We start from the raw sequence: 21037 nt of genomic DNA, 5'->3' as shown, positions 1-21037 counted from the left end.
ATCAGCGGGACGTCTGGGGCGGGGCCGTCGCGCCGCCCGGAGCGTAGACGGACTTCGCTTGCAGGCGGGTGACGCTCGGGGTAGGGAGTCGGCGGACCGGGGTGCGGCTGAGAGCGGGTGCCATGAAGTCGTGCCAGATCCTCGCGGGGATCGAGCCGCCCACCACCTGCCCGAAGCCGTCGAGGTTCAGGAGCGGGAGCTCCGCCTGCGGATAGCCGACCCAGACGCACGTCGCCAGTTGGGGGACGAAGCCGCAGAACCATGCGTCCTTGAAGCTTTCCGCAGTGCCGGTCTTACCGGCCACGGGGCGGTCGAGGCCGGCGGCGGTTCCGGTTCCGCTGCGTACCACTCCCGCGAGGGCGTAAGTCACGTGATCGGCGACGGTCCGCGACAGCGCGCGCCTTCCGCCATGCCGGAGCCGCGTGAGCACCGCTCCGTCGGAGGCGGTGACCCGCGCCAGTGCCCCCGGCGGATGGTGGATTCCCCGCGCGGCGAGCGTGGCGAAGGCATCGGCCATCTCCAGCGGCGAGACGCCCTCCGGCCCGAGCGTGATCGAGCACACCGGCCGCAGCGGCGACTCGATCCCCATGCGGTGGGCGGCATCGACGACCCGCTCAGGCCCGACGCGCATCGCGACCTGCGCGAAGATCGTGTTGACGGAGAACGCCGTCGCCTGCAGCAGCGTCATCGTCCCATGCGCCTCGTCGGCGTAGTTGTGCACGACCCACGCACCGTTCGCGTTCATGCAACGGCGGTTCGGGATCGTCAGCGAGCTCGGGCCGTTCCAGACCGATCCGAGTGGGATTCCCGCCTCCATCGCGGCCGTCAGCGCGAACGTCTTGAAGGTGCTGCCTGCCTGCCGGCGCGACTGACTCGCGAGGTTGAACTTCAGGCTGCCGTGGCCGGGTGCGACGACCGTCATCGCGCGGATCGCGCCCGTGGACGGATCGATCGCGACGATCGCGGTGGCCGGGTCCGCCGGACGCCCGAGCCACGCGTGGGCGGCGCGGGTCGCCAGGCGCTGGAGGCGCGAGTCGAGGGTCGTACGTATGCGCAGGCCGCCGTGGCGCGCGCGCCAGCGGCCGAACCTGCGCACCAGCTCGCGCCGGGCGTACTCGAAGAACGGCTGCGCGGCGAGCGCGGTATAACGCCGGCTCGGCCGCAGGTGGAGCGAGCTGCGGACGGCGGCCCGGTAGCGGGATGGTGAGATCTCCGCGGACGTCCGCAGGGCGGTGAGCACCTCGTTCCGGCGCCGGCGCGCCGTCCGCGGATGGTCGAGCGGGTCGTACACCGACGGAGCCTGCGGCAGTCCGGCGAGCAGCGCCGCCTGGGTGAGCGTCAGGCGGCGCGCCGGCCGGGAGAAGTACGTCTCGGCCGCGGCCTGCGCGCCGTACGCATGATGGCCGTAGTAGACCTCGTTCAGGTAGGCCCCGAGAATCGTCCGCTTGGAGTCCCGCTGCTCCAGCTGCGCGGCCAGGCATGCCTCCTTGAGCTTGCGCGCGAACGTCGGCGCCGGGGCCCGCAGGTAGCGGTCCCGGACGAGCTGCTGGACGAGCGTGGAGCCGCCCTGGACGGGCCTGCCCGCATGGTAGTTCGCGACCGCGGCGCGGATGATCGCCTCCGGGTCGAGCGCGCTGTCCCGCGTCCAGAACCGGCGGTCCTCGATCGCCACCGTCGCGCTGGGCAGCCAGGGCGACATGCGGGCGAGCGGCACGGGCTCGCGGTTCCATGTCGACGGCACGGCTCCCAGACGCAGCCCGTCGGACGTCTCGAGGAACGTGTTCCGGCCGAGGAGCCGAGCGTGTGCGGACCCGAGATCGCAGCGCAGCAGCGCCGGCGGATCGTCGATGAACAAGACGGCGACCGCGGCCCCGGCGCCGGCGACCGCCAGCCCGGCGACCAGGCACACGAGCACGGCTCCGCGCAGCATCGAACGCCGGCGCGTCCGGCGCCGCTGCCTTCGGCGCGCGGACAGCGGCGCCACCCGAGCGCCGTCGTCGAGGACGGGAGGCTCCGGTCCGGTGCTGACAGGGGGCAGCTCCGGCCGAGCGCGCCGATCGGCTCGCTCGCGTCGCCGCCGCTTCGGCGGTGGCGCAGGACCACTCTGAACCGGACGTTTCTTCACTGCGGCCCTCCCGCTAGGGCCTATCGATCAGCCGTCGCTGCAGACGCTAACGCCCTCCTCGCCGGATGCGAGTGGCGGTGATAGGAAACCGACGAGCGGAGGAGTTCGACGACCGGAAACACCACCGAGCGGTACCCTCACGCCCACTCGGGCACGACGACGCGGCCGTCGCGTTCAGCGGCTGCGGTCCCCAGCTCGGCGCAGGCCGCGATGAACCGGCGGCGGATCCATTCGGCGTCGTCGCCGCGGGCGATGCGCGTCAGACAGCGCTCGATCTTGAGCGGGACGGCCTCGAGCCGCTGCGGGCCGCCGGCGCCGAGGTCGACGAGGAACAGCAGTCCGAGGTCGTTGCGCAGGCGCGGGTCGACCGCGTAGTCGTCGACGAAGTCGCCGAGGTCGTAGAGCACGGCGCGCTCGGCGCCATGAGGGACATGGGCAGAGTGACCGGCCACCAGCGTCGCGCCCGCCGTCACGATCGCCCGCGCGGCGCGGCGGATCGCCGCCGACGGGCCGAGGGTCATGTTCGGCCCCCAGTGCGGGCCGACGAGCACGGCATCGGCATCACGGCGCGCGGCCGCCACGGCGTTGGTGAGCCAGCCTCCACTCGCGTCGCTGCGCAGGTCCGCATACGCGATGCCCGGTCGGTCGGGTCCGGCGCCGAAGTCCTCGGGGTGATCGGACGCGCCCAGCACCGCGAGCCGCATGCCGCGCGCCGTGAGCAGGCGGGGCGCCCGCGCAGTCGCGGCGTCAGGTCCGGCGCCGGCCCAGGCGATGCCGGCCGCGGCGAGGTGGTCGAGGGTGTCGAGCAGCGCCTCCGGGCCGTAGTCGAGGGCGTGGTTGTTGGCGAGCGTGACACAGCCGACGCCCATCCCGGCGAGCAGCTCGGCGGCCAGCGGCGGGGCGCGGAAGAAGAACGGCTTGCGCGGGTCGGGCCACCGGCGACCGCGATCGGAGATGCAGCACTCGAGGTTGAGGATGAAGATGTCGGCCTCCGCCGCCGCGGCAACGACCTCCGGCGCCACCGGCGCGCGCCCCGACCGCGCGATCGCTTCCGCCACCCCGCGGCCGAGCATCGTGTCACCGGCCAGCGCGACCCGCAGCCGATCGGCATCAGTCGCCACCGGCGGCGGCCTCCCAGCTGGGCGGCGCGACACCGTGGCGGCCGTAGAGTGCGACGAAGCCGGCGCGGGCGACGACACGCACGCGGATCAGCCGGCCGCCCGCCGCGCTCCGGAACAGCGTGACCTCCTCAGAGCCGGCCGTCAGGCACAGGCCGCGATGTCCCCGACGCGGACCAGTGCCCGCTGGGCGGGCCTGCGCAGCGAGTCGGTGTTGATGAGGACCACCATCTGGCGCGCGGCATCCTCGCTGGAGAACGCATTGCTCAGGTAGCCGGGGAAGTCGCCGTTGTGGCCCCAGACCGACCCGCACGCCAGCTTGTTGGTCGGCGACAGGCCCATGCTCCGGGTCCTCCACAGCCCGAACCCGTACGACTCGCCCGGGGGGCCCATCGCCACCGTCGTCTTCATGGCCTCGAGGAGATCCGGGCGCAGCAGACGGCCTTGGAGGAGCGCGCGGTAGAAGCGGGCGAGGTCGTCGGCGGTCGAGACGATAGCGCCGGCGGCCCAGGCGAAGGAAGGACTGAAGACGGTGACGTCCCGAAGGGGCCGCTTGCCGAGCGCGAGGTAGCCGTGGGCGTGTCGGCCCCCGATCCGCGGCGACGTGTCGAACGTCGTATGACGAAGACCGAGGGGCGTGAAGATCCGCTGCTTCAGCTGCGCCTCGAGCGAGTCGCCGCCCGCGGACTCGACGATGAGCCCGAGCAGGATGTACCCGGTGTTCGAGTACGACCAGTTCGCGCCGGGCGCGAACAACGGCGGATGCGCGATCGCCCGCCCGACCAGCGTGCGGGGCGCCCGGACGACCCGCAGATGGCCATGCAGGTAGGGCTTGAGCACCGAGGGGTCTTCGGTGTAGTCGTAGAGCCCGCTGGTGTGGTTGAGCAGCTGCCGGATCGTGATGCCCTGGCCGTCGGGAACCAGCCCCGGCAGCCACCGCTCGACCGTGTCGTCGAGCGACAGCCTGCCCTCGCCCGCAAGCTGCAGGACGACCGTCGAGACGAACGTCTTCGTCACGCTGCCCACGCGAAAACGGTCGCTCACGCGCATCGGCGTCCTGTGAGCCCGGTCCGCAAGCCCTCTGGCCAGCCGGACCGTGCGGTCACCGTCGCGGACGAGCACCACCGCGCCCGGGGCTCCCGCCGCGACGAGCCGGTCAAGCGCCACACGGAGCCCTGGCAGGCTTCTCGTCAGGCGATCAGAACGCTCCCGGGCCGCGCCCGAGGGGGCCGTCACGCCGATCGCGACAAGGCCCGCGACCAGGCACGCCATGACGACGCCGGTACCCGAGCGGGGCACGGCGACAGCTCGTAGGGCATTCGAAAGCATGAAGCCTCTTCCGACGAGCAGCGATACGTCGAACCTGCCGCGCAACGGCAAGCACTTGCACCGTACGCCTGCGGCGTGCGCGACGCAACCACTCACCGGCCGTTTGCAGTGCGTTGGTCGCGGTCCTCGTCGCGGTCGTCGCGATCGGGGGGTCGCGTCGGCGCGCTAGGCGCGTACACCGCCGGGCTGAGCCGCCCGGCCGCGGGGCCAGGGCCGAAGCGCCTCGCATCGAGTGCGCTCGCCGAAGGGTGATGCGCTACGTCAGGTCGTGGTCAGCTTCAAGGCGAGTCATGCGCCCACATTCGACGCCCTGTGCGACGTCCCGCCTCCTCGCGCGGGCGGCATCGAGAACAACCCAGACGTCGGTTCAGCCGCTTGAGCGAAATTGCACGGTGAAACTCCGGTCGCGGCTCTCCCGCCTACGGCCGGATCGCGCCTCGTCCGGAATGCCGGCGCTAGCCATTGCGGGTTCCGTGCCTGGGTCGGCGCGCGTGAGCGGCATGTACGGTGCCCTGTGCATGGGCGACAGTTCTCCTTGGCCCGCGCGCGGAATCGCCACGCGTGCGCGCCTCACGGCAGCGCGGGAGCATGACGATGAGCGTCTTCAGGGAGGCTGAGCTTCGCTACCTGGCCGGGGGGCGCCAGCTCGGACGGCTCGCGACGGTCGGTGCGGACGGCACGCCGCACGTGGTGCCGGTCGCCTGGATCTACAACGCCGTACGCGACACGATCGACGTCGGGGGCTACGAGCTCGAGCGGTCGAAGAAGTTCCGCGACGTGGGCCGGACGGGGCGAGCCGCGATCGTGATCGACGATCTCGAGAGCACAGACCCGTGGCACCCGCGCGGCATCGAGATCCGCGGGCGCGGCGAGGCGATCGCGCTGCCGACGGCGTTGATCCGGATCCATCCGGAGCGCATCGTCACCTGGGGGCTCGAGCGGGCGCGCAGCGCGCGCACGGTGCAGCGGTAGGCGCGTTTCCGTGGCGCACAACCACGGAGTCGTACTCAGTCGAGCCGGATCACGATTCCGGTGAGGCCGTTGAGCACGGCCGCGACACCGGCCCGCACGGCGCGCGCGGCGCGCTCGCGGGTGAACGTGGCGGGATCGTAGGCGGTGGGCATGCCGAGTCCCTCGCCGCGGAACGAGGCGCCGGTCCAGTCCGTCGCGGTCACGTTCTGGGTCGGCTCGGCCAACTCTGCCCCGATGACGAGGAACTGCTGGTCGAGGTGGTTGGGAGTCACCAGCGCCAAGGGGTCGACGAGGGCGTTGCCGGCAGTGATGACCAGATCGGGCGCCAAGTCGATGGCTCGGCTGATGCGCGAGACGAACTGGCCGGGGTCGGCGGCGGTGACGGTCTTGAGGCTCACGTGCTCCTGCTCGGCCCACCTCGTCACCGCGCCCACCAGCGTCCTTGTCGGGAGGTCTTCGCCTGCCGTCAGAAGCACCACGCGGTAGCCCTTCGACGGGTGGACCCCGTCCCAGGACCCAAGACGCGGCGTGATGGTCGCCTCCGGGGCGGGCGGCGCGGTGCGGTCGACGAACCCCGGACCAAGGGTCCCGACGGCGGTGGGCTTCGTATGCGGCGCGGACCAGTCGTCGCTGGAGCCGCAGCCGCTGACCAGCACGGCCGTCGCGACCGTTACGAGCAGAGCGCAGGCGCGCCGGGGTCGAGAGCGCAAGAAGATCGTCTTTCCGGATTGCGGGCAGTGACGCGCACTTCTTACCAGTCGTCAGGTCGGGTCGCCGCTCGTTCACACATCGTTCACCGTTCGTGTACCTGCGGCAGCCAGGATGCCCCGCCGAAGGGAAGCCATGGCGTACCGCGTTCGACATCGCATCCGCTCTATCGTCCTGGCGGCGGCCACGGTAGGAGTCCTGCTCGTAACGGCAGCCTCCGCCTTCGCCCACGGGTTCAGCTCAGTGGTGTACGTCGATGCCACGTCTCCGGCGAGGGAGCACGTCCGCGCGGCGCTCGGGTTGGAGTACGACCTGCTTGTCGTCTCCGCCGCCGACTCCGAGAAGGACGATGCACTCTTCCGGGCCGGCACCGCCGCGTTCGAGGACCGCGACTCGGCGGAGCAGACGGCCGCGCTCGACGCCCACGCCGGCTCCGTCCTCGCCTACGTGACCAGGCGCTTCGGCGTCACCGCCAAGGGGGCAGACGCGTGCACCCCCGCGCGGGACGGCGGCTTCAGGATCCAACAGCGCGACGGCGTCCCGTACGCGCTGCTGGTTCTCGACTACCGGTGCCCGGAAGCCGCCGACGCGCACGTGCTGCGCAGCGAGCTGTTCCCGAACTCCGAGGGCTACGTGCGCGACACCAAGACGATCGTGACGTACGACCTCGACCTGAATACCGGCAGCGCCAGCCTCGATGCGCGCCAGCCGTCGTTCTCCACGCAGCAGTCGCTGCTCGAGCAATTCCGGGAGTTCTTCCGCCTCGGGGCCGAGCACCTCCTCACCGGCATCGACCACATCCTGTTCCTGCTGGCGCTCATCGCCGGGTCACGCCGTCTGCGCGAGATCGTCTTGGCGGCGACGACCTTCACCCTTGCCCACTCGGTGACCTTCATCCTGGCCGCTCTCGGCGTCGTGCACGTTCAAGCGTCGCTCGTCGAGCCTGTCATCGCGCTCTCGATCGCGGTGGTCGCAGGCCTGTACCTGTGGCGGATCTGGCGGCGCGGATCGCACGCCACCGACCTCGAGACGGTGGGTCAAGGGCGCCTTGGCCTCGACGCCGCGGGGCGGACGCGGCTCGCGGTGGTGTTCTGCTTCGGCCTGGTGCACGGGCTCGGGTTCGCCTCGGCGCTCGGGATCGACCGGGCCTGGTCGTGGACGCTTCTGTCGTCGCTGTTCGTCTTCAACCTCGGTATCGAGAGCGTGCAGCTCGGGATCATCTTGGTCGTCTTCCCCCTGCTCGCCCTGCTGCGCCGCCGCGCACCGCTCGCCGGGCTCTCGGCGACCGGAGGGATCGCCGCAGTCGTGACCGCGACGGGCCTGGTGTGGTTCGTGCAGCGCGTGATGCAGGGCTGACCGCGGCTGATGGATGGGCGGTTCTGGCGCAGGTCGCCTCGGCGCCGGCGCGCCCGCCGGCCGGTCACATCCGGCCCGGCCTCAGACATTCGCGCAAGTGCCATGGATTCGTCACGCACCGTTCACATCCGGCTACACCGGCTGCTGGAAGCTACGCGCGGTCCACTCATATCGACGAAAGGGAAGGAAACGTCGGTGAAGCTCTCCAACAGGACAATGAGGTCCTCTAATTCGCCACGGCCCCCGCGGCGTGGTCGACGCCGACCGGCGGTGAACGCCGGCCTGGCGGCCGTCGCCGTGTCGGCGGTGTTCGGCATCGGCTCGATGACCATCGCCGGTGCTCAAGCTCCCGCGACGTCCTCCGGCATCGTCCTCAGCGTCGGCGCCAACGCGTCGCAGCGTGTCGTGTCCTGGTACACCTCGGCCAACACCGCGCAGGCGGTGCAGCTCGCGCCGACCTCTCAGCTCGTGAACGGCGAGTTCCCCGCGAACGCCGTCACCTTCGCGGCCACCGTGGCCGCGAACAGCGTCAACGGCGGCTACAACGCGCACGCCGCGATCGATGGCCTCCAGGAGAACACCGCGTACTCCTATCGCGTCGGCGCCGAGGGCGCCTGGTCGCCGGCGTACGCGTTCAAGACCCAGAAGTTCGACGGTGACTTCGACTTCCTGTTCTTCGGCGATCCGCAGATCGGCTCGTCCGGGGATGTGGCCAAGGACGGCGCCGGCTGGCAGGACACCCTGAACGTGTCCCTCGCCGCGAACCCGGACGCCGAGCTGCTCGTGTCGGGCGGTGACCAGGTCGAGACCGCGAACACCGAGACGCAGTGGAACGCGTTCCTCGCGTCCGACAAGCTCCGCCAGTACCCGTGGGCGCCCACCATCGGCAACCACGACGTCGGCGGCAAGGCGTACGACCAGCACTTCTGGACCCCGAACACCGACCGTTCCGCGCCCTTCTACTCGGGCAACTCGACGACCCAGTCGGGCGGCGACTACTGGTACATCTACAAGGGCGTCCTGTTCATCCACCTCAACAGCAACGCGTACGCCAACGGCTCCGACGCCGCGCACATCGGCTACGTCACCGATGTCGTCAACGCGCACGCGGCCGACGCCAAGTACACGGTGCTCGTCTACCACCACTCGATCTACTCGCCTGCCGATCACGCCAACGACAGTGACAACCAGCAGCGCCGCCGGGACTTCCCGACCGCCTTCTCGAACCTCGGCGTCGACCTGGTCCTGCAGGGTCACGATCACAGTTACTCGCGCAGCTACGCGATCAAGAACGGCCAGAAGGCCAACGCGGATGAGCAGCCCGGCGCCGCCCAGGTGTCCGAGGGTCCGGGTGGGGTCATCTACGTGACGGGCAACTCCTCGTCGGGCTCGAAGTACTACGACCTGTCGGCCCCGAAGGTGGGCTCGGACTTCGGTCCGGACCCGCTGGACCCCACCGGCAAGCGACACTGGGCCAACTCGGTGGAGAACCAGGAGCACGTCCGCACCTACGTCAAGGTCGAGGTGGGCAAGAACGCGCTCGTCGTCGAGAACATCCGCAGCGGCACCTGCGCCGCCCCCAATGCCGCAGTCGAGCGCGGCAACGTGTCCTGGTGCGGCCCGAACAGCGGCGCCAGCCCGGCCCAGCCGGTCGGTTCCACGGTCGACAAGGTCGTGATCCACCGGTTCGCCGCGCCCCCCGTCGAGGCCGGCGTCGGCGGGACGGTCCCGCCGACGCTCGCGCTGACGCTCGGCGCGCCGGCGAGCTTCGGTGCCTTCACGCCCGGCGTCGGCAACGACTACACCGCCTCGACGACGGCGACCGTGACGTCCACCGCGGGTGACGCGACGCTGGCCGTGACCGACCCGAGCTCGACCGCGCCGGGCCGCCTGGTGAACGGCACGTTCGCGCTCGCCTCGCCGCTGCGGGTCGCGGGCACGCCGCTGCCGGCGACGGTGAGGACCTACGCGGCGCCGGTCTCCAATGACAACGTCGCGATCGACTTCAAGCAGTCGATCGCCGCGAACGAGCCGCTGCGGACCGGCACGTACGCGAAGACGCTGACGTTCACGCTGTCGACGACGAATCCGTAACGACCGGTAAGTCCCACAGCGGTGACGGGGTGGGCGCCATCGGCGCCCATCCCACTCGTGCGTTTACCCCCAGTTCCCAGACTCCCCGAGGACCATGACGTTGCACCCGCCCACACGCCGCACCGCCGCGGTCGCACTGCTGTTGGCCACGTCGGGGCTGTTCGGGTTGGTCGCCCGGCCTGCCGCGGCTGCGGACGACGCCGTCCCCTGGACGGTAAAGACGGCCGCCAACGACTTCGGGGCCGACCGGCAGAACTACGGCTACACCATCAATCCGGGCGGACGACTCGAGGACGGCATCGTCGTCGTCAACCGCGCCACCACGCCGCTCCACCTCACTCTCTACGCCGCCGACGGCTTCACCACCCACGCGGGCCGGCTCGACCTGGTCACCAAGGATGCGAAGTCGACGGCGGTAGGTGCATGGGTACACCCGGACCGAGACGACGTGACGGTCCCGTCCGGCGAATCGGTCGAGGTGCCGTTCGCAATCACCCTTCCCGAGGACGCCGCGCCGGGCGACTACGTGGGCGGCATCGTGACCTCGCCGGCGCAGACCGCCGCAGCGGGCGGGAGCGACGTGGACCGGCGAGTCGGCATCCGGATCCGCCTGCGTGTAGCCGGAGCGATCAAGCCGAGCCTCTCGGTCGAGAGCGTGCGCGTGCACTACTCGCATACGCCCAACCCGTTCGGGAAGGGAGACGCGACCGTCACCTATACGATCCACAACACGGGCAACGCCATCCTCACCGCCCGCCAAGCGGTGTCCGCCTCCGGTCCCTTCGGCCGCTGGGCGGTTGGTGGCAGGAAGATCGCCGACTCGCCCCCATTGCTGCCTGGTGACATGTGGAAGGAGTCCGTGCCGCTGCACGGTGTGGCTCCTGCGCTCAGGCTGAGGGCGACCGTCACACTCGTCCCTCTGCTCACCGACGCGGCAGGCTCGATCGCGCCGCTCGCCGCCACCAAGGCATCGGGGCACGCCTGGACGGTCCCGTGGTCTCTGCTGTTGGGAATCATCGTCCTGTGCGGCCTCGTCGTCGCAGGTGTGGCTCTTCGGCCTCGCCTGCGGGGCGCGGCTCCGCAGTGGTTTCGAAAGTGACCGGGCGCCTGCCCGTGCATGCTCGGAAGTCTGGGACGATGCCGGTTTCCGTCCCAGTGGAGGAGAAGCTGATGGTCGAGCCGTATCAGGCGATCGGGCTGGTCCCAACGATGTGGGGAATCCGGCGCCGCGACGACATCCGCCGCAACCTCGAGCACATCGACCACCTCATGACGGCGTCGACGTGGCTCGGTGGGCTCGACCTGCCGGTACGCCTGGTCGCGATCCCCGAAGGGGCGCTTCAGGGGTTCAACGACGAGGTGCTCGACGTCGACCACGAGACGTTCGCGCGCGAGTGCGCGATCGACATCCCCGGGCCCGAGACCGACGAGCTCGGGCGCCTGGCTGGCAAGTGGGGCGTGTTCGTGATGGCCCAGGCCAAGGCCCGGCATCCCGAGTTCCCGGGCCGGTTCTTCAACGTCGGCTTCGTGCTGGACCCGGACGGCCAGGTCGTGCTCCGCCACCACAAGGTCGTGCCGCTGCTCCCCGTCGAGCACTCGGTCACCCCGCACAACGTCTTCGACCGCTGGATCGAGCTCTACGGCGCGACGCTCGACGCCTTCTACCCGGTGGCGGACACCGAGATCGGCCGGCTCGGGATCATGATGGCCAACGAGGGCTCATATCCCGAGAACGCCCGCGGCCTGGCGATGAACGGCGCCGAGGTCGTCTATCGCGCCTCCTTCCCGCATCGCGCGAGCGACACGTTCGTCGTCCAGACCCGGGCCCGCGCGCTGGACAACAACATGTACGTCATCGCTCCCAACGTCGGCACCTACTACCTGACGCCCGAGGACGAGACGCCGATCGACACGTTCGGCGGCCACTCGCTGATCGTCGACCACCTCGGCCGCGTCGTCGGAGAGCACGCCTACAGCGGCGGCTCCTCCTGGGTGGCGGGGACGATCGACGTGCACGCACTGCGGCACTTCCGCGCCAACGCGAAGTGGGGAAACTGGCTCAAGGATCTCACGACCGAGCAGTACCGCCTGATCTACGAGCAGCCGATCTACCCGAAGAACCTCTACGCGGACCGCGCACCGTACGACCACGACACCTATCGCCGCGAGGTGCTGGAGCCCCAGGTGCGAGCGCTGCAGGAGCGCGGCATCTACGCGGCACTCGACCCGAGTACCGCGACCACCGCGTGAGCGCGGCACCGCGATCGACGAGCTGAGGGGCGCGCAGGCGGCGCTGCGGCCGCTAGCGGTCCGCGATCTGGAGCCGCTCGGCCGCCACGGCGGCCTCGCCGCGCGAGCGCACGTCGAGCTTGCGCAGGATCGCCGAGACGTGGTGGGCGACCGTCTTCTCGGAGACGAACAGCCGCGCCGCGATGTCGGCGTTGCGCAGCCCCTCCGCGACCAGCCCCAGCACCTCCTGCTCGCGCGCCGTGAGCCCGTTACGGTCGGCGCGGGTGGCGACGCGCGGGCCGCGGCCGACGTCGCGGGCGCTGCGCTCGCGCAGCATCCGCGCGACGCGCAGGGCCGCGGGGGGCGCGCCGAGGCGCTGCAGCCAGCCGAGCGCCTCGCGCTGCGCCGCCTCCTGGTCGGCGTGCGCGAGCGCGAGCGCCGCCTCGTACGGGCAGCCCGTCTGCGCCCAGCGCTCCGCCGCGACCGCGGCCGCGCCGGCGAGCTCGAGCATGAACGGCTCGGCGACCGCGTCGAGCGCGACCTCGTCGGCCATCCCGGCGCGGCGGCGCCAGACGAGCAGCTCGCCGGCCGCCCACGGATCGTCCTGCTCGACCGCGAGGCGCAGCGCCGCGACGGTCTCGGCGCCGATCGCGCCGTCCTCGCCGCCCAGCCAGCGGGCCTCCGCGCGCGCCGACGCCACCGGATGCAACCGCTGCAGCTCGCCGGTGCCGCGCGCGAGCTCGAGCGCCTCGTCGAGCGGCGGCCAGACGTTCGCCTCGCCGCGGCGGGCGCGCAGCCGGCCGAGCACGACGAGCGGGTAGATGCGGCTCGGCATCGCGACGCCGGGATGCGCGAGCACCTCGCGGGCGCTCTCGGCGGCGGCGTCCCAGCGCCCTCGCGCGAGCTGCGAGAGCGCGCGCTCGCCGCCCATGGAGAGCCGCCACGCATCGAGGTCGCGTTCGCGGCAGTACGCGATGCCCGCGTCGAGGCTGCGGTCCGCGGCCGAGTAGTCGCGCAGCCCGAGCTGCGTCGAGCCCAGGTTCGCGTACGCGCGCGCGACGTGCTCCTCGAACCCGTGCTCCAGCGCCAGCGCGAGGCTGCGCTCGAGCTTGGCCGCGCTCCCGCCGCGCCGCAGCTCGGCGGTGCCGGCGTTGTTGAGCGCGTGCGCGAGGATCTCGGGCTCGCCGAGCCCTTCGGCCAGCGCGATCGCTCGCTCGCCCCACGCGATCGCCGCGTCGTCGTCGCTGATCAGCATCCGCAGCTGCGCGAGGTTGCTGTAGGCCATCGCGAGCTCGCGGCCGGGGCCGAGTGGCTCCAGCAGCTCGATCGCGACGCGCGCCTCCTCCTCCGCGACCGCGGTCTCGCCGGAGAACCACGCCAGCCGCGACAGCCAGCGGTGCGCGCCGCCCTCGCGCAGGCGGTCGCCCGCGGCGCGGTGCAGCTCCATCGCGGCGCGGCGCGCCTCCGTCGCCTCCGCGATCGCGCCGGTCAGGTAGCACTCGTAGGAGCGCCGCTCGAGCAGCTCGACGCGGCGCGAGTACCCGAGCCAGGCCGAGTGCCGGAGGGCGCGGGCGTACTGCGACGCCGCCTCGCCATGCGACCCCAGCGCCGCCGCCCGCGCAGCCGCCGCCGAAGCGAACCGCAGGACCGCCTCGGCGTCGTCGGCAGCCTCGGCGTGGTGGGCGAGCCGTGCCGGGTCCGGGGGCCGCCCGATCGCCCCCTGGAGCGCCGCCAGCGCGCGGCGGTGCAGCTGCAGCCGGCGCAGCGGGGACAGCGCCTCCTCGATCGCCGCGCGCGCGATCTCGTGCCGGAGGCCGATCGTGGCGCGCTCGACCTGCAGCATCCCCGCCTCCAGGCACGCGTCGAGCCCGGCCGTCTCCCCGTCCGCCAGCGCGTCGAGCAGCCGCAGCTCCATCCGCGCGGGCTCGATCGCCACCGCGTCGAGCACCATGCGCGCGTGCTCGTCCAGCCGCGCGGCGCGCGCCAGCACGGCGTCGCGCACGGTGCGCGGGATGTCGCCGCCGGCGGCGACGACCTCGGTGACGAAGAACGGATTGCCGGCCGTGCGGTGATGCAGCTCCGCCGGATCCAGCCGGCCCGCGAGCGCGTGCACGGCTTGGAGCGAGAGCGGCGCGAGCGCGAGCCGGTCGATCGCGTCCGCCGGCACGTCGCCCAGCGCCACCTGCAGCGGCGCCGAGCCGTCGCGGCAGGTCGCGACGAGCAGCGCCGGCAGCGAGGCGATCCGGCGGGCGAGGAGGCGCAGGACGTCGAGCGTCGCCTCGTCGGCCCAGTGCAGGTCCTCCAGCACGACGATGCTCCCACCGCCGCGCAGCTCCGCCATCAGCGCGGCGGCGACCTCGGCGGGCGGCGCCTGGCGCACGATCGTCTCCAACAGCTCGCCGCCGGCGTCCTCGGCGATGTCCACGAACGGCCCGAGCGCGCGCGGCGTGCGCAGCGCGTCGCAGCCGCCAGACCGGACGCGCTCGCCACTCGCACGCGCGCACAGCTCGCGCACCAGTGCCGACTTGCCGATGCCGGCCTCGCCGGAGACCACGACGAGCCGCCCGCGCCCGCTCCCGCGCACCTCGCGCCGCCGGTCGTCCAGCCGCGCGAGCTCCGCGTCGCGTTCGAGGATCCGCGGCATCGCCTGCCTAGCATGCCGCTCCGGGGCCCGCTTGTCACTAGCCGCTCCCCGGTCAGGCCGCGGCGAAGAACGCGAGCAGCGCCTCGGCGGTCTCCTGCGGCGCCTCCTCGGGCAGATGGTGATCGGCCGGCAGCGGGCGGCCGTCGACCAGCTCCGCGTAGCCGCGCCAGACGTCGAGCACGCGGTAGCTGCGCCCGACGAAGCTGTGCCGGCCCCACAGCGCCAGCAGCGGCGCAGTCACGCGATGCCCGTGGGCGGCGTCGCGCGCGTCGTGCTCGAGGTCGATCGTGGCCGCCGCCCGGTAGTCCTCGCAGGAGGCGTGGATCGTCGCCGGATCGGAGAAGCAGCGGACGTACTCCTCCAGCGCGCCGGGATCGAACGGCGCGCCGCCATGGTGGCGCGCCTGCACGTGGGTCCGGATCCAGAACACAGCTTCGTCGGCGAGCAGCCGCTCGGGGACGCCGTCGGGCGCCGCGAGGAAGAACCAGTGGTAGTAGCCGCGCCCGAAGTCGGCGTCCGCGTGCCGGAACGCGTGCAGCGTCGGGACGATGTCGAGCACCGCCAGCGCGGACACCGCCGCCGGGTCGTCGAGCGCGAGGCGGTGCGCGACCCGGCCGCCCCGGTCATGCCCGGCGACGGCGAAGCGCTCGAACCCGAGCTCGCGCATCACCAGCAGCTGGTCGCGCGCCATCGCGCGCTTGGAATAGGCCTCGTGGCGGGTTCCCCCGCTGGGCTTGTCGCTGTCGCCGTAGCCGCGCAGGTCGGTCATGACGACCGTGTGGCGCTCGGCGAGCACGGGCGCCACCCGGTGCCAGACCACATGCGTCTGCGGATAGCCGTGGAGCAGCAGGACCGGCGGCCCGGCGCCGCCCGTCAGCGCGTTGATCGTGATCTCTCCGGCCCGCACGGCGCGTCTTCGGAACGTGTCCGGCAGCGGGACGCTCACCGGCCGATTCATGCACGGACCTTGTGGTTTGTCCAAGGCAAGGCGGCTGTTTTCGCCTGATCGCGCAATGGTCGCTCTCACGATCCGCCAATAGGGTGCGGGCGGGGCACAACCGAGCTTTCAGGAGGGACCCATGGAGCAACCGACGCAACCGCGGACGGGAATACCGGCGGCCGAGCTGGCCGCGCGCCGCGAGCGGCTGCAGGAGCACGTGCGCGCTGAAGGATTGAGCGGCTACGTGCTCTTCGGCGCCGACTACATCCGCTACTTCACCGGCTTGAACTTCCTCGCCACCGAGCGGCCCGTGGTCGTCGCCCAGGCCGTGGGCGGCGAGCCGGCGGTCTTCGTGCCCGATTTCGAGCTCGAGCGAGTGCGGGCCGAGACGGCGTTCGAGCGCGTCGAGTCCTACCCTGAGTATCCAGGCGTGCAGCACCCGATGCTGCTGCTCTCCCGGCTGCTCGCGGACCTCGGCATCCGCGGCAGCATCGGCGCCGACAGCGACGGCTATCCCGGCATCCTCGGCTACCGGGGCCGGTCGCTCAGTGACGCGGCGGAGAGCGCGGTCCTCCCGCTCGCGCCGGTCATCGAGGCCATGATGATGTGCAAGAGCGAGGCCGAGATCGGACTGATCCGCGAGAGCGCGCGCTGGTGCGAGCTCGCCCACCGCCTGCTGCAGGAGTACAGCCGCCCGGGCGCGACCGAGACCGAGGCCAGCCTGCGGGCCGGCATGGAGGCCACGCTCGCGATGATCGCGGCGCTCGGCGACGACTACGGCCAGCAAGGCTCCCAGGACGGCGCCGCGGCGGGCTACCGCGGGCAGATCGGGCCGCGCAGCGCGTGGGCGCACGCCGTCGCGCACAACATCGAGCTGCGCGCGGGCGACGTGCTCGTGAGCGAGACCAGCGCGCCGGTGTGGGGCTACAACGCCGAGCTCGAGCGCGCGATGATCATCGGCGCGCCGACGGACGAGATGCGCCGGCTGTTCGACCACACCGTGGCCGTCCAGCAGGTCGCGTTCGCGGCTCTGCGCCCGGGCGTCACCTGCTCGGACGTCGACGCGGCGGTGATGGAGTATCTCGAGGACCACCGGCTGCTCGGGCACTGGCGCCAGCACACCGGCCACGCGATCGGCCTGCGCAACCACGAGGCGCCGTTCCTGGACCTCGGCGACCACACGGTGATCGAGCCCGGGATGGTCTTCACGGTCGAGCCGGGCCTGTACGCGGCCGACCTCGGCGGCTTCCGCCACTCCGACACGGTCGCGGTCACGCCAGACGGCATCGAGATCCTGACCGACTACCCGAGCGACATCGAGAGCCTCACGATCCCGGCCTGATAGTCCTTCCGCCATGGCGGTGCTCGTGATCGGGACCCTGGACACCAAGGGCGACGAGCTCGCGTTCCTGCGCGAGCGCCTGCTGGAGTCCGGCGTCGGCGTCCTCCTCGCCGACGCGGGCACGCAGGGGGCGCCGCACGGCGCCGAACCGGACATCACGCGCGAGCAGGTCGCGGCGGAGGCGGGCGCCGACCTCGCCTCGCTGACCGATCGCGGCGCGGCGGTGAGCGCGATGGCCGCCGGAGCCGCCGCGCTCGCGGCGCGCCTGCACGCCGAGGGCCGGCTCGACGGCGTGCTCGGCGCCGGCGGCTCGGGCAACACGGCGATCGCGACGGCCGCGATGCGCGCCGTGCCGGTCGGCGTGCCGAAGCTGATGGTCTCGACGATGGCCGCCGGGGACACGCGCGACTACGTCGGCGGCAGCGACGTGACGCTGATGGCGTCGGTGACCGATGTCGCCGGGCTGAACTCGATCTCGGCGCGCATCCTCGCCAACGCGGCCGGCGCGATGGCGGGGATGGTCGGCGCGCCGCCGGTCGAGCAGGGCGAGCGGCGGGCCTTGCTCGCCGCGACGATGTTCGGGGTCACCACGCCGTGCGTCGACCACGCCCGCGAGCTGCTCGAGACGCGCGGGTACGAAGTCCTCGTCTTCCACGCCACCGGCACCGGCGGGCGCGCGATGGAGGCGCTCGTCGAGGCCGGCTTCCTGCGCGGCGTGCTCGACGCCACGACCACCGAGCTGTGCGACGACCTCGTCGGCGGCGTGCTCTCCGCCGGGCCGGAGCGGCTCGAGGCGGCCGGCCGCGCCGGCCTGCCCCAGGTCGTCTCCCTCGGCGCGCTCGACATGGTCAACTTCGGCGCCCGCGACACCGTGCCGCCGCAGTTCGAGGACCGCAACCTGTACGTCCACAATCCGTCCGTGACGCTCATGCGCACGACCGCGGAGGAGTGCGCGGAGCTGGGGCGCCGGATCGCCCGCAAGCTCTCGCGGGCCACCGGCCCGACGGCGCTCTTCATCCCGCTCGGCGGCGTCTCGCTGATCGACGCCGAGGGGCAGCCGTTCCACGACCCGGAGGCCGACGCGGCGCTGTTCGCCGCCTTGCGCGAAGGCCTCGACGACCGGGTCGAGCTGATCGAGCTGGACTGCAACATCAACGACGAGGCGTTCGCCGCGGCCATGGCGGAGAAGCTCGACGAGTACGTGCGAGGCGCCGCATGACCGGCGAGGAGGCCCGCGCGCGGCTGCGCGCGACGCTCGACGCCGGTGGCGTGATCATCGGCGCGGGCGCCGGGACCGGGCTCTCGGCGAAGTGCGCCGAGGACGGGGGCGCCGACCTGATCATCATCTACAACTCGGGCCGCTACCGGATGGCCGGTCGCGGCTCGCTGGCCGGGCTGATGCCCTACGGCGACGCCAACGCGATCGTCATGGACATGGCGCGCGAGGTGCTCCCGATCGCCCGCCGGACGCCGGTGCTCGCCGGCGTCTGCGGCACCGACCCGTTCCGGCTGATGGACCGCTTCCTGGGCGAGGTGCTCGACGCCGGCTTCGCCGGCGTGCAGAATTTCCCGACCGTCGGCCTGATCGACGGCACGTTCCGGATCAACCTCGAGGAGACCGGCATGGGCTTCGCACTCGAGGTCGAGATGATCCGCGCGGCCGCCTCGCTGGGCCTGCTGACGGCGCCCTATGTCTTCGATCCCCTGCAGGCGGCGGCGATGGCCGAGGCCGGCGCCGACGTCCTCGTCCCGCACATGGGGCTCACGACGAAGGGCACGATCGGCGCCCGGACGGCGAAGACGCTGGACCAGTGCGTCGAGGAGATCCAGGCGATGCGCGACGCCGCCGTGGCCGAGAACCCGCGCGTGATCGTGCTCTGCCACGGCGGCCCGCTCGCCGAGCCCGACGACGCCCGCTACGTGCTGGATCGCACAGAGGGCGTCGTCGGATTCTTCGGCGCCTCCAGCATGGAGCGGTTGCCGACCGAGGTCGCGATGACCGAGAACATGCGCCGCTTCAAGGCGCTCGCCGAGCGGAGCTGACCGCGTAAGCGATCCGGGCGGCGTGCCCTTGCGGGCGATCCCCCCGGCGTGCCAGGCTGGGGCTTGAAGGGTGCGACCCGGAGACCTCCGGCGTGACATTTCCCCGAGATGACCGGACCAGGGGTGAAGTGAGCGATCTGCGCGGGCTCGTCGAGCGGTACCTGAGCGCCTACAACGCGCGCGATCTCGCCGCGTGGGGCGAGCTGTTCCACGAGGACGCGATGATCCGCGCCGACGCCGGCACGATGCACGGCCGGCAGGCCGCGCAGGCGTTCGCGGAGGGGACGATGCGCGCGTTCCCGGGCGTCCGCGCCGAGCTCGAGCGCGTCGTCGGCGAGTCGGACACGACGATCGCCGTCGAGTACCGCCTCGTGAACCCGGACGAGGAACGGTTCGGATGGCGCCTGGCCGGCACGGTCTGCGACGTCTACGACGTCCGCGACGGCCGGATCGCCTCGTGCCGCTCCTATTACCTCGCCGACCCGGCGGACAAGACCGCGGCGGTACCGGTCCCCTCGCGGGCCGAGGCGGCGCGGATCGCCGAGGAGCAGGCCGCCCTGCGGCGCGTGGCCACCCTGGTCGCGCGCGGCGTGGCGCGCCGCGAGCTGTTCGCCGCCGTCAACCAGGAGATCGCGCAGCTCATCGGCGCCGAGCAGACGTCGATGATGCGGTTCGAGCCCGACGACACGATGACGCTCGTCGCCGCCTGGAGCAGCCACGAGGTCCCGTTCGAGCTCGGGGCCAACCGGCGGCTCGACGACACGCTGCGCGCCGTGCGCGATCGCGGCCACCCGCTGCGGTTCGAGTCGGCGGAGCTGCCGGAGTCCGGCCCGTTCATCGAAGAGGCGCGCCGGATCGGGATCCGCTCGTCGGTCGGGGTCCCGATCGTGGTCGAGGGCCGCGTGTGGGGCGTGGCCTTCGCCGCCTCTACTTGCCCCGAGCCGTTCCCGCCGGACACCGAGGCGCGGATCGCGGCGTTCTCCGAGCTGGTCGCCACGGCGATCGCCAACGCGCAGGCGCGCGGGGAGCTCCGGTCCCTGGCCGACGAGCAGGAGGCGCTGCGGCGGGTGGCGACGCTGGTCGCCGGCGGCGCTTCGCCGCCGGAGGTGTTCGCCGCCGTCACGCGGCAGGCGTCGCGGCTGTTCGGCGGCCAGCCGATGCGGCTGCACCGCTACGACGAGGAGGGAGGCGCGCCCGTGGTGGCGCTGCACGGCGCCCCGAGCTCGCTCGACGTCACCGTGCCGGCGAACGCCGACAGCGTGTCGTGGCGGATCCTGCAGACGAGACGCCCCGCCCGCATCGACGACTACGACGACATCGAGGGTCCCGTCGCCGATCAGGCGCGCTCGGTCGGCCTGAAGGCGGCGGTCGGCGCGCCGATCTTCGTGGGCGGCGTGCTCTGGGGCCACCTGCTCGCGATGTCCTTCGACGGGCCGCTGCCGCCCCGGACCGAGGAGCGCCTGGCGCAGTTCACCGAGCTCGTCGGGACGGCGGTCGCCAACGCCGACAGCCGCGAGGAGCTGACGGCGTCGCGAGCGCGGCTCGTGGCGGCCGCCGACGACAGCCGCCGCCGGATCCAGCGCGACCTGCACGACGGGGCACAGCAGCGGCTGATGCACGCCATCCTCAGGCTCCAGCTCGCCAGGGCGGCGCTGGGCCACGGCGGCCCGGGGACCGACCTGGTCGAAGAGGCGCTGCAGCAGGCCGAGCAGGCCAACGAGGACCTGCGCGAGCTGGTCCACGGCATCATGCCCTCGGCGCTCGCGCACGGCGGGCTGCGGGCCGGCGTCGAGGCGCTCGCCGCACACGTCGACCTGCCGGTGGCGATGGATGTCACGCCGCACCGCCTGCCCGCCGCCGTCGAGACGACCGCCTACTTCGTCGTCGCGGAGGCGCTCACCAACGCCGTCAAGCACGCCGGCGCGACGAGCGTGCGGGTCGTGGCGGTCGACGAGCCCGGCGCGCTGCGGGTGGAGGTCCGCGACGACGGCGCAGGCGGCGCCGATCCCGCGCGCGGCACGGGGCTCGTGGGCCTCGCCGACCGCGTCGCCGCCTCGGGCGGCTCGATCGCCGTCACGAGCCGGCCCGGCGAGGGCACGACGCTCGCCGTCACGCTTCCGGCCTGACCAGGCCCCCT

Annotated in this window: 15 protein-coding genes; 9 read left to right on the top strand and 6 right to left on the bottom strand. The window is 72.5% G+C overall.

The window, feature by feature from the left end; all coding sequences use genetic code 11:
- Position 1 precedes the first annotated feature (1 nt).
- The 3 genes from H958_RS40360 to H958_RS40355 form a co-directional block, all read right to left on the bottom strand.
- Entirely contained in the window at positions 2–1930 is a 1929-nt protein-coding gene (locus H958_RS40360) for a transglycosylase domain-containing protein (protein WP_156028278.1), read from the bottom strand.
- Positions 1931–2262: 332 nt separating this feature from the next.
- A complete protein-coding gene (locus H958_RS0125590) occupies positions 2263–3246 on the bottom strand; it encodes a CapA family protein (protein WP_196807567.1) in 984 nt (327 codons plus the stop codon).
- 141 nt (positions 3247–3387) lie between these two features.
- Complete coding sequence (locus H958_RS40355) at positions 3388–4515, bottom strand: serine hydrolase domain-containing protein (protein ID WP_231379401.1); 1128 nt, start codon at positions 4513–4515, stop codon at positions 3388–3390.
- A 651-nt stretch (positions 4516–5166) separates the two neighbouring features.
- Between H958_RS40355 and H958_RS0125580 the strand changes: the two genes are divergently transcribed.
- Positions 5167–5544, top strand: coding sequence for a PPOX class F420-dependent oxidoreductase (locus H958_RS0125580; protein ID WP_028060723.1), 378 nt, complete (start codon positions 5167–5169; stop codon positions 5542–5544).
- Between the two features lie 35 nt (positions 5545–5579).
- On the opposite strand, the gene H958_RS0125575 is transcribed toward H958_RS0125580, so the two are convergent.
- Entirely contained in the window at positions 5580–6200 is a 621-nt protein-coding gene (locus tag H958_RS0125575; protein WP_196807566.1) for a type 1 periplasmic-binding domain-containing protein, read from the bottom strand.
- 187 nt (positions 6201–6387) lie between these two features.
- Between H958_RS0125575 and H958_RS0125570 the strand changes: the two genes are divergently transcribed.
- The 4 genes from H958_RS0125570 (at position 6388) to H958_RS0125555 (ending at position 11952) form a co-directional block, all read left to right on the top strand.
- Positions 6388–7608: a HupE/UreJ family protein gene (locus H958_RS0125570; RefSeq protein ID WP_028060721.1), complete on the top strand. Its 1221-nt coding sequence runs from the start codon at positions 6388–6390 to the stop codon at positions 7606–7608.
- Between the two features lie 216 nt (positions 7609–7824).
- The gene (locus H958_RS40350; RefSeq protein WP_081686269.1) at positions 7825–9702 is read left to right on the top strand and encodes a fibronectin type III domain-containing protein; all 1878 of its coding nucleotides are present in this window, start codon (positions 7825–7827) and stop codon (positions 9700–9702) included.
- A 94-nt stretch (positions 9703–9796) separates the two neighbouring features.
- Complete coding sequence (locus H958_RS0125560) at positions 9797–10801, top strand: WxL protein peptidoglycan domain-containing protein (protein ID WP_037411460.1); 1005 nt, start codon at positions 9797–9799, stop codon at positions 10799–10801.
- 71 nt (positions 10802–10872) lie between these two features.
- The gene (locus tag H958_RS0125555; protein ID WP_028060719.1) at positions 10873–11952 is read left to right on the top strand and encodes a nitrilase-related carbon-nitrogen hydrolase; all 1080 of its coding nucleotides are present in this window, start codon (positions 10873–10875) and stop codon (positions 11950–11952) included.
- Positions 11953–12004: 52 nt separating this feature from the next.
- Here the strand turns inward: H958_RS0125555 and H958_RS0125550 are convergent, their stop codons facing one another.
- On the bottom strand, positions 12005–14575 hold the full coding sequence (locus H958_RS0125550) for an ATP-binding protein (protein WP_028060718.1): 2571 nt from the start codon (positions 14573–14575) through the stop codon (positions 12005–12007).
- A gap of 52 nt (positions 14576–14627) precedes the next feature.
- Positions 14628–15521: an alpha/beta fold hydrolase gene (locus H958_RS0125545; protein ID WP_196807562.1), complete on the bottom strand. Its 894-nt coding sequence runs from the start codon at positions 15519–15521 to the stop codon at positions 14628–14630.
- Positions 15522–15654: 133 nt separating this feature from the next.
- On the opposite strand from H958_RS0125545, the gene H958_RS40345 reads away from it, so the two are divergent.
- The 4 genes from H958_RS40345 to H958_RS0125525 all read left to right on the top strand — a co-directional run bounded on the left by H958_RS40345 (position 15655) and on the right by H958_RS0125525 (position 21026).
- Positions 15655–16857 (top strand): M24 family metallopeptidase, encoded by a 1203-nt coding sequence (locus H958_RS40345; protein ID WP_051324815.1) that lies wholly within the window; start codon positions 15655–15657, stop codon positions 16855–16857.
- A 13-nt stretch (positions 16858–16870) separates the two neighbouring features.
- On the top strand, positions 16871–18076 hold the full coding sequence (locus H958_RS0125535; protein ID WP_028060716.1) for a Tm-1-like ATP-binding domain-containing protein: 1206 nt from the start codon (positions 16871–16873) through the stop codon (positions 18074–18076).
- Positions 18073–18900 carry a phosphoenolpyruvate hydrolase family protein gene (locus tag H958_RS0125530; protein WP_028060715.1) on the top strand — a complete coding sequence of 276 codons (828 nt, stop codon included), beginning with the start codon at positions 18073–18075 and terminating at the stop codon, positions 18898–18900. The genes H958_RS0125535 and H958_RS0125530 overlap by 4 nt, the downstream gene beginning before the upstream one ends.
- A gap of 128 nt (positions 18901–19028) precedes the next feature.
- Positions 19029–21026 carry a GAF domain-containing protein gene (locus H958_RS0125525; protein ID WP_051324814.1) on the top strand — a complete coding sequence of 666 codons (1998 nt, stop codon included), beginning with the start codon at positions 19029–19031 and terminating at the stop codon, positions 21024–21026.
- Positions 21027–21037 lie beyond the last annotated feature (11 nt).

This window comes from Candidatus Solirubrobacter pratensis, from assembly GCF_000425945.1.
GTDB classification, from domain to species: Bacteria; Actinomycetota; Thermoleophilia; order Solirubrobacterales; family Solirubrobacteraceae; genus Solirubrobacter; species Solirubrobacter pratensis.
The sequence above is the reverse complement of the archived record's forward strand: the minus strand, read 5'-3'. Positions and strand labels throughout refer to the sequence as shown.

What these genes read in the sequence shown, in the direction of transcription:
- H958_RS40350 (WP_081686269.1), top strand. Translation starts at nt 7,825, where the DNA reads ATGAGGTCCTCTAATTCGCCACGGCCCCCGCGGCGTGGTCGACGCCGA.
- H958_RS40360 (WP_156028278.1), bottom strand. Translation starts at nt 1,930, where the DNA reads ATGCTGCGCGGAGCCGTGCTCGTGTGCCTGGTCGCCGGGCTGGCGGTC.
- H958_RS0125570 (WP_028060721.1), top strand. Translation starts at nt 6,388, where the DNA reads ATGGCGTACCGCGTTCGACATCGCATCCGCTCTATCGTCCTGGCGGCG.
- H958_RS0125550 (WP_028060718.1), bottom strand. Translation starts at nt 14,575, where the DNA reads ATGCCGCGGATCCTCGAACGCGACGCGGAGCTCGCGCGGCTGGACGAC.
- H958_RS0125560 (WP_037411460.1), top strand. Translation starts at nt 9,797, where the DNA reads ATGACGTTGCACCCGCCCACACGCCGCACCGCCGCGGTCGCACTGCTG.
- H958_RS0125555 (WP_028060719.1), top strand. Translation starts at nt 10,873, where the DNA reads ATGGTCGAGCCGTATCAGGCGATCGGGCTGGTCCCAACGATGTGGGGA.
- H958_RS0125530 (WP_028060715.1), top strand. Translation starts at nt 18,073, where the DNA reads ATGACCGGCGAGGAGGCCCGCGCGCGGCTGCGCGCGACGCTCGACGCC.
- H958_RS40345 (WP_051324815.1), top strand. Translation starts at nt 15,655, where the DNA reads ATGGAGCAACCGACGCAACCGCGGACGGGAATACCGGCGGCCGAGCTG.
- H958_RS0125535 (WP_028060716.1), top strand. Translation starts at nt 16,871, where the DNA reads ATGGCGGTGCTCGTGATCGGGACCCTGGACACCAAGGGCGACGAGCTC.
- H958_RS0125580 (WP_028060723.1), top strand. Translation starts at nt 5,167, where the DNA reads ATGAGCGTCTTCAGGGAGGCTGAGCTTCGCTACCTGGCCGGGGGGCGC.
- H958_RS40355 (WP_231379401.1), bottom strand. Translation starts at nt 4,515, where the DNA reads ATGGCGTGCCTGGTCGCGGGCCTTGTCGCGATCGGCGTGACGGCCCCC.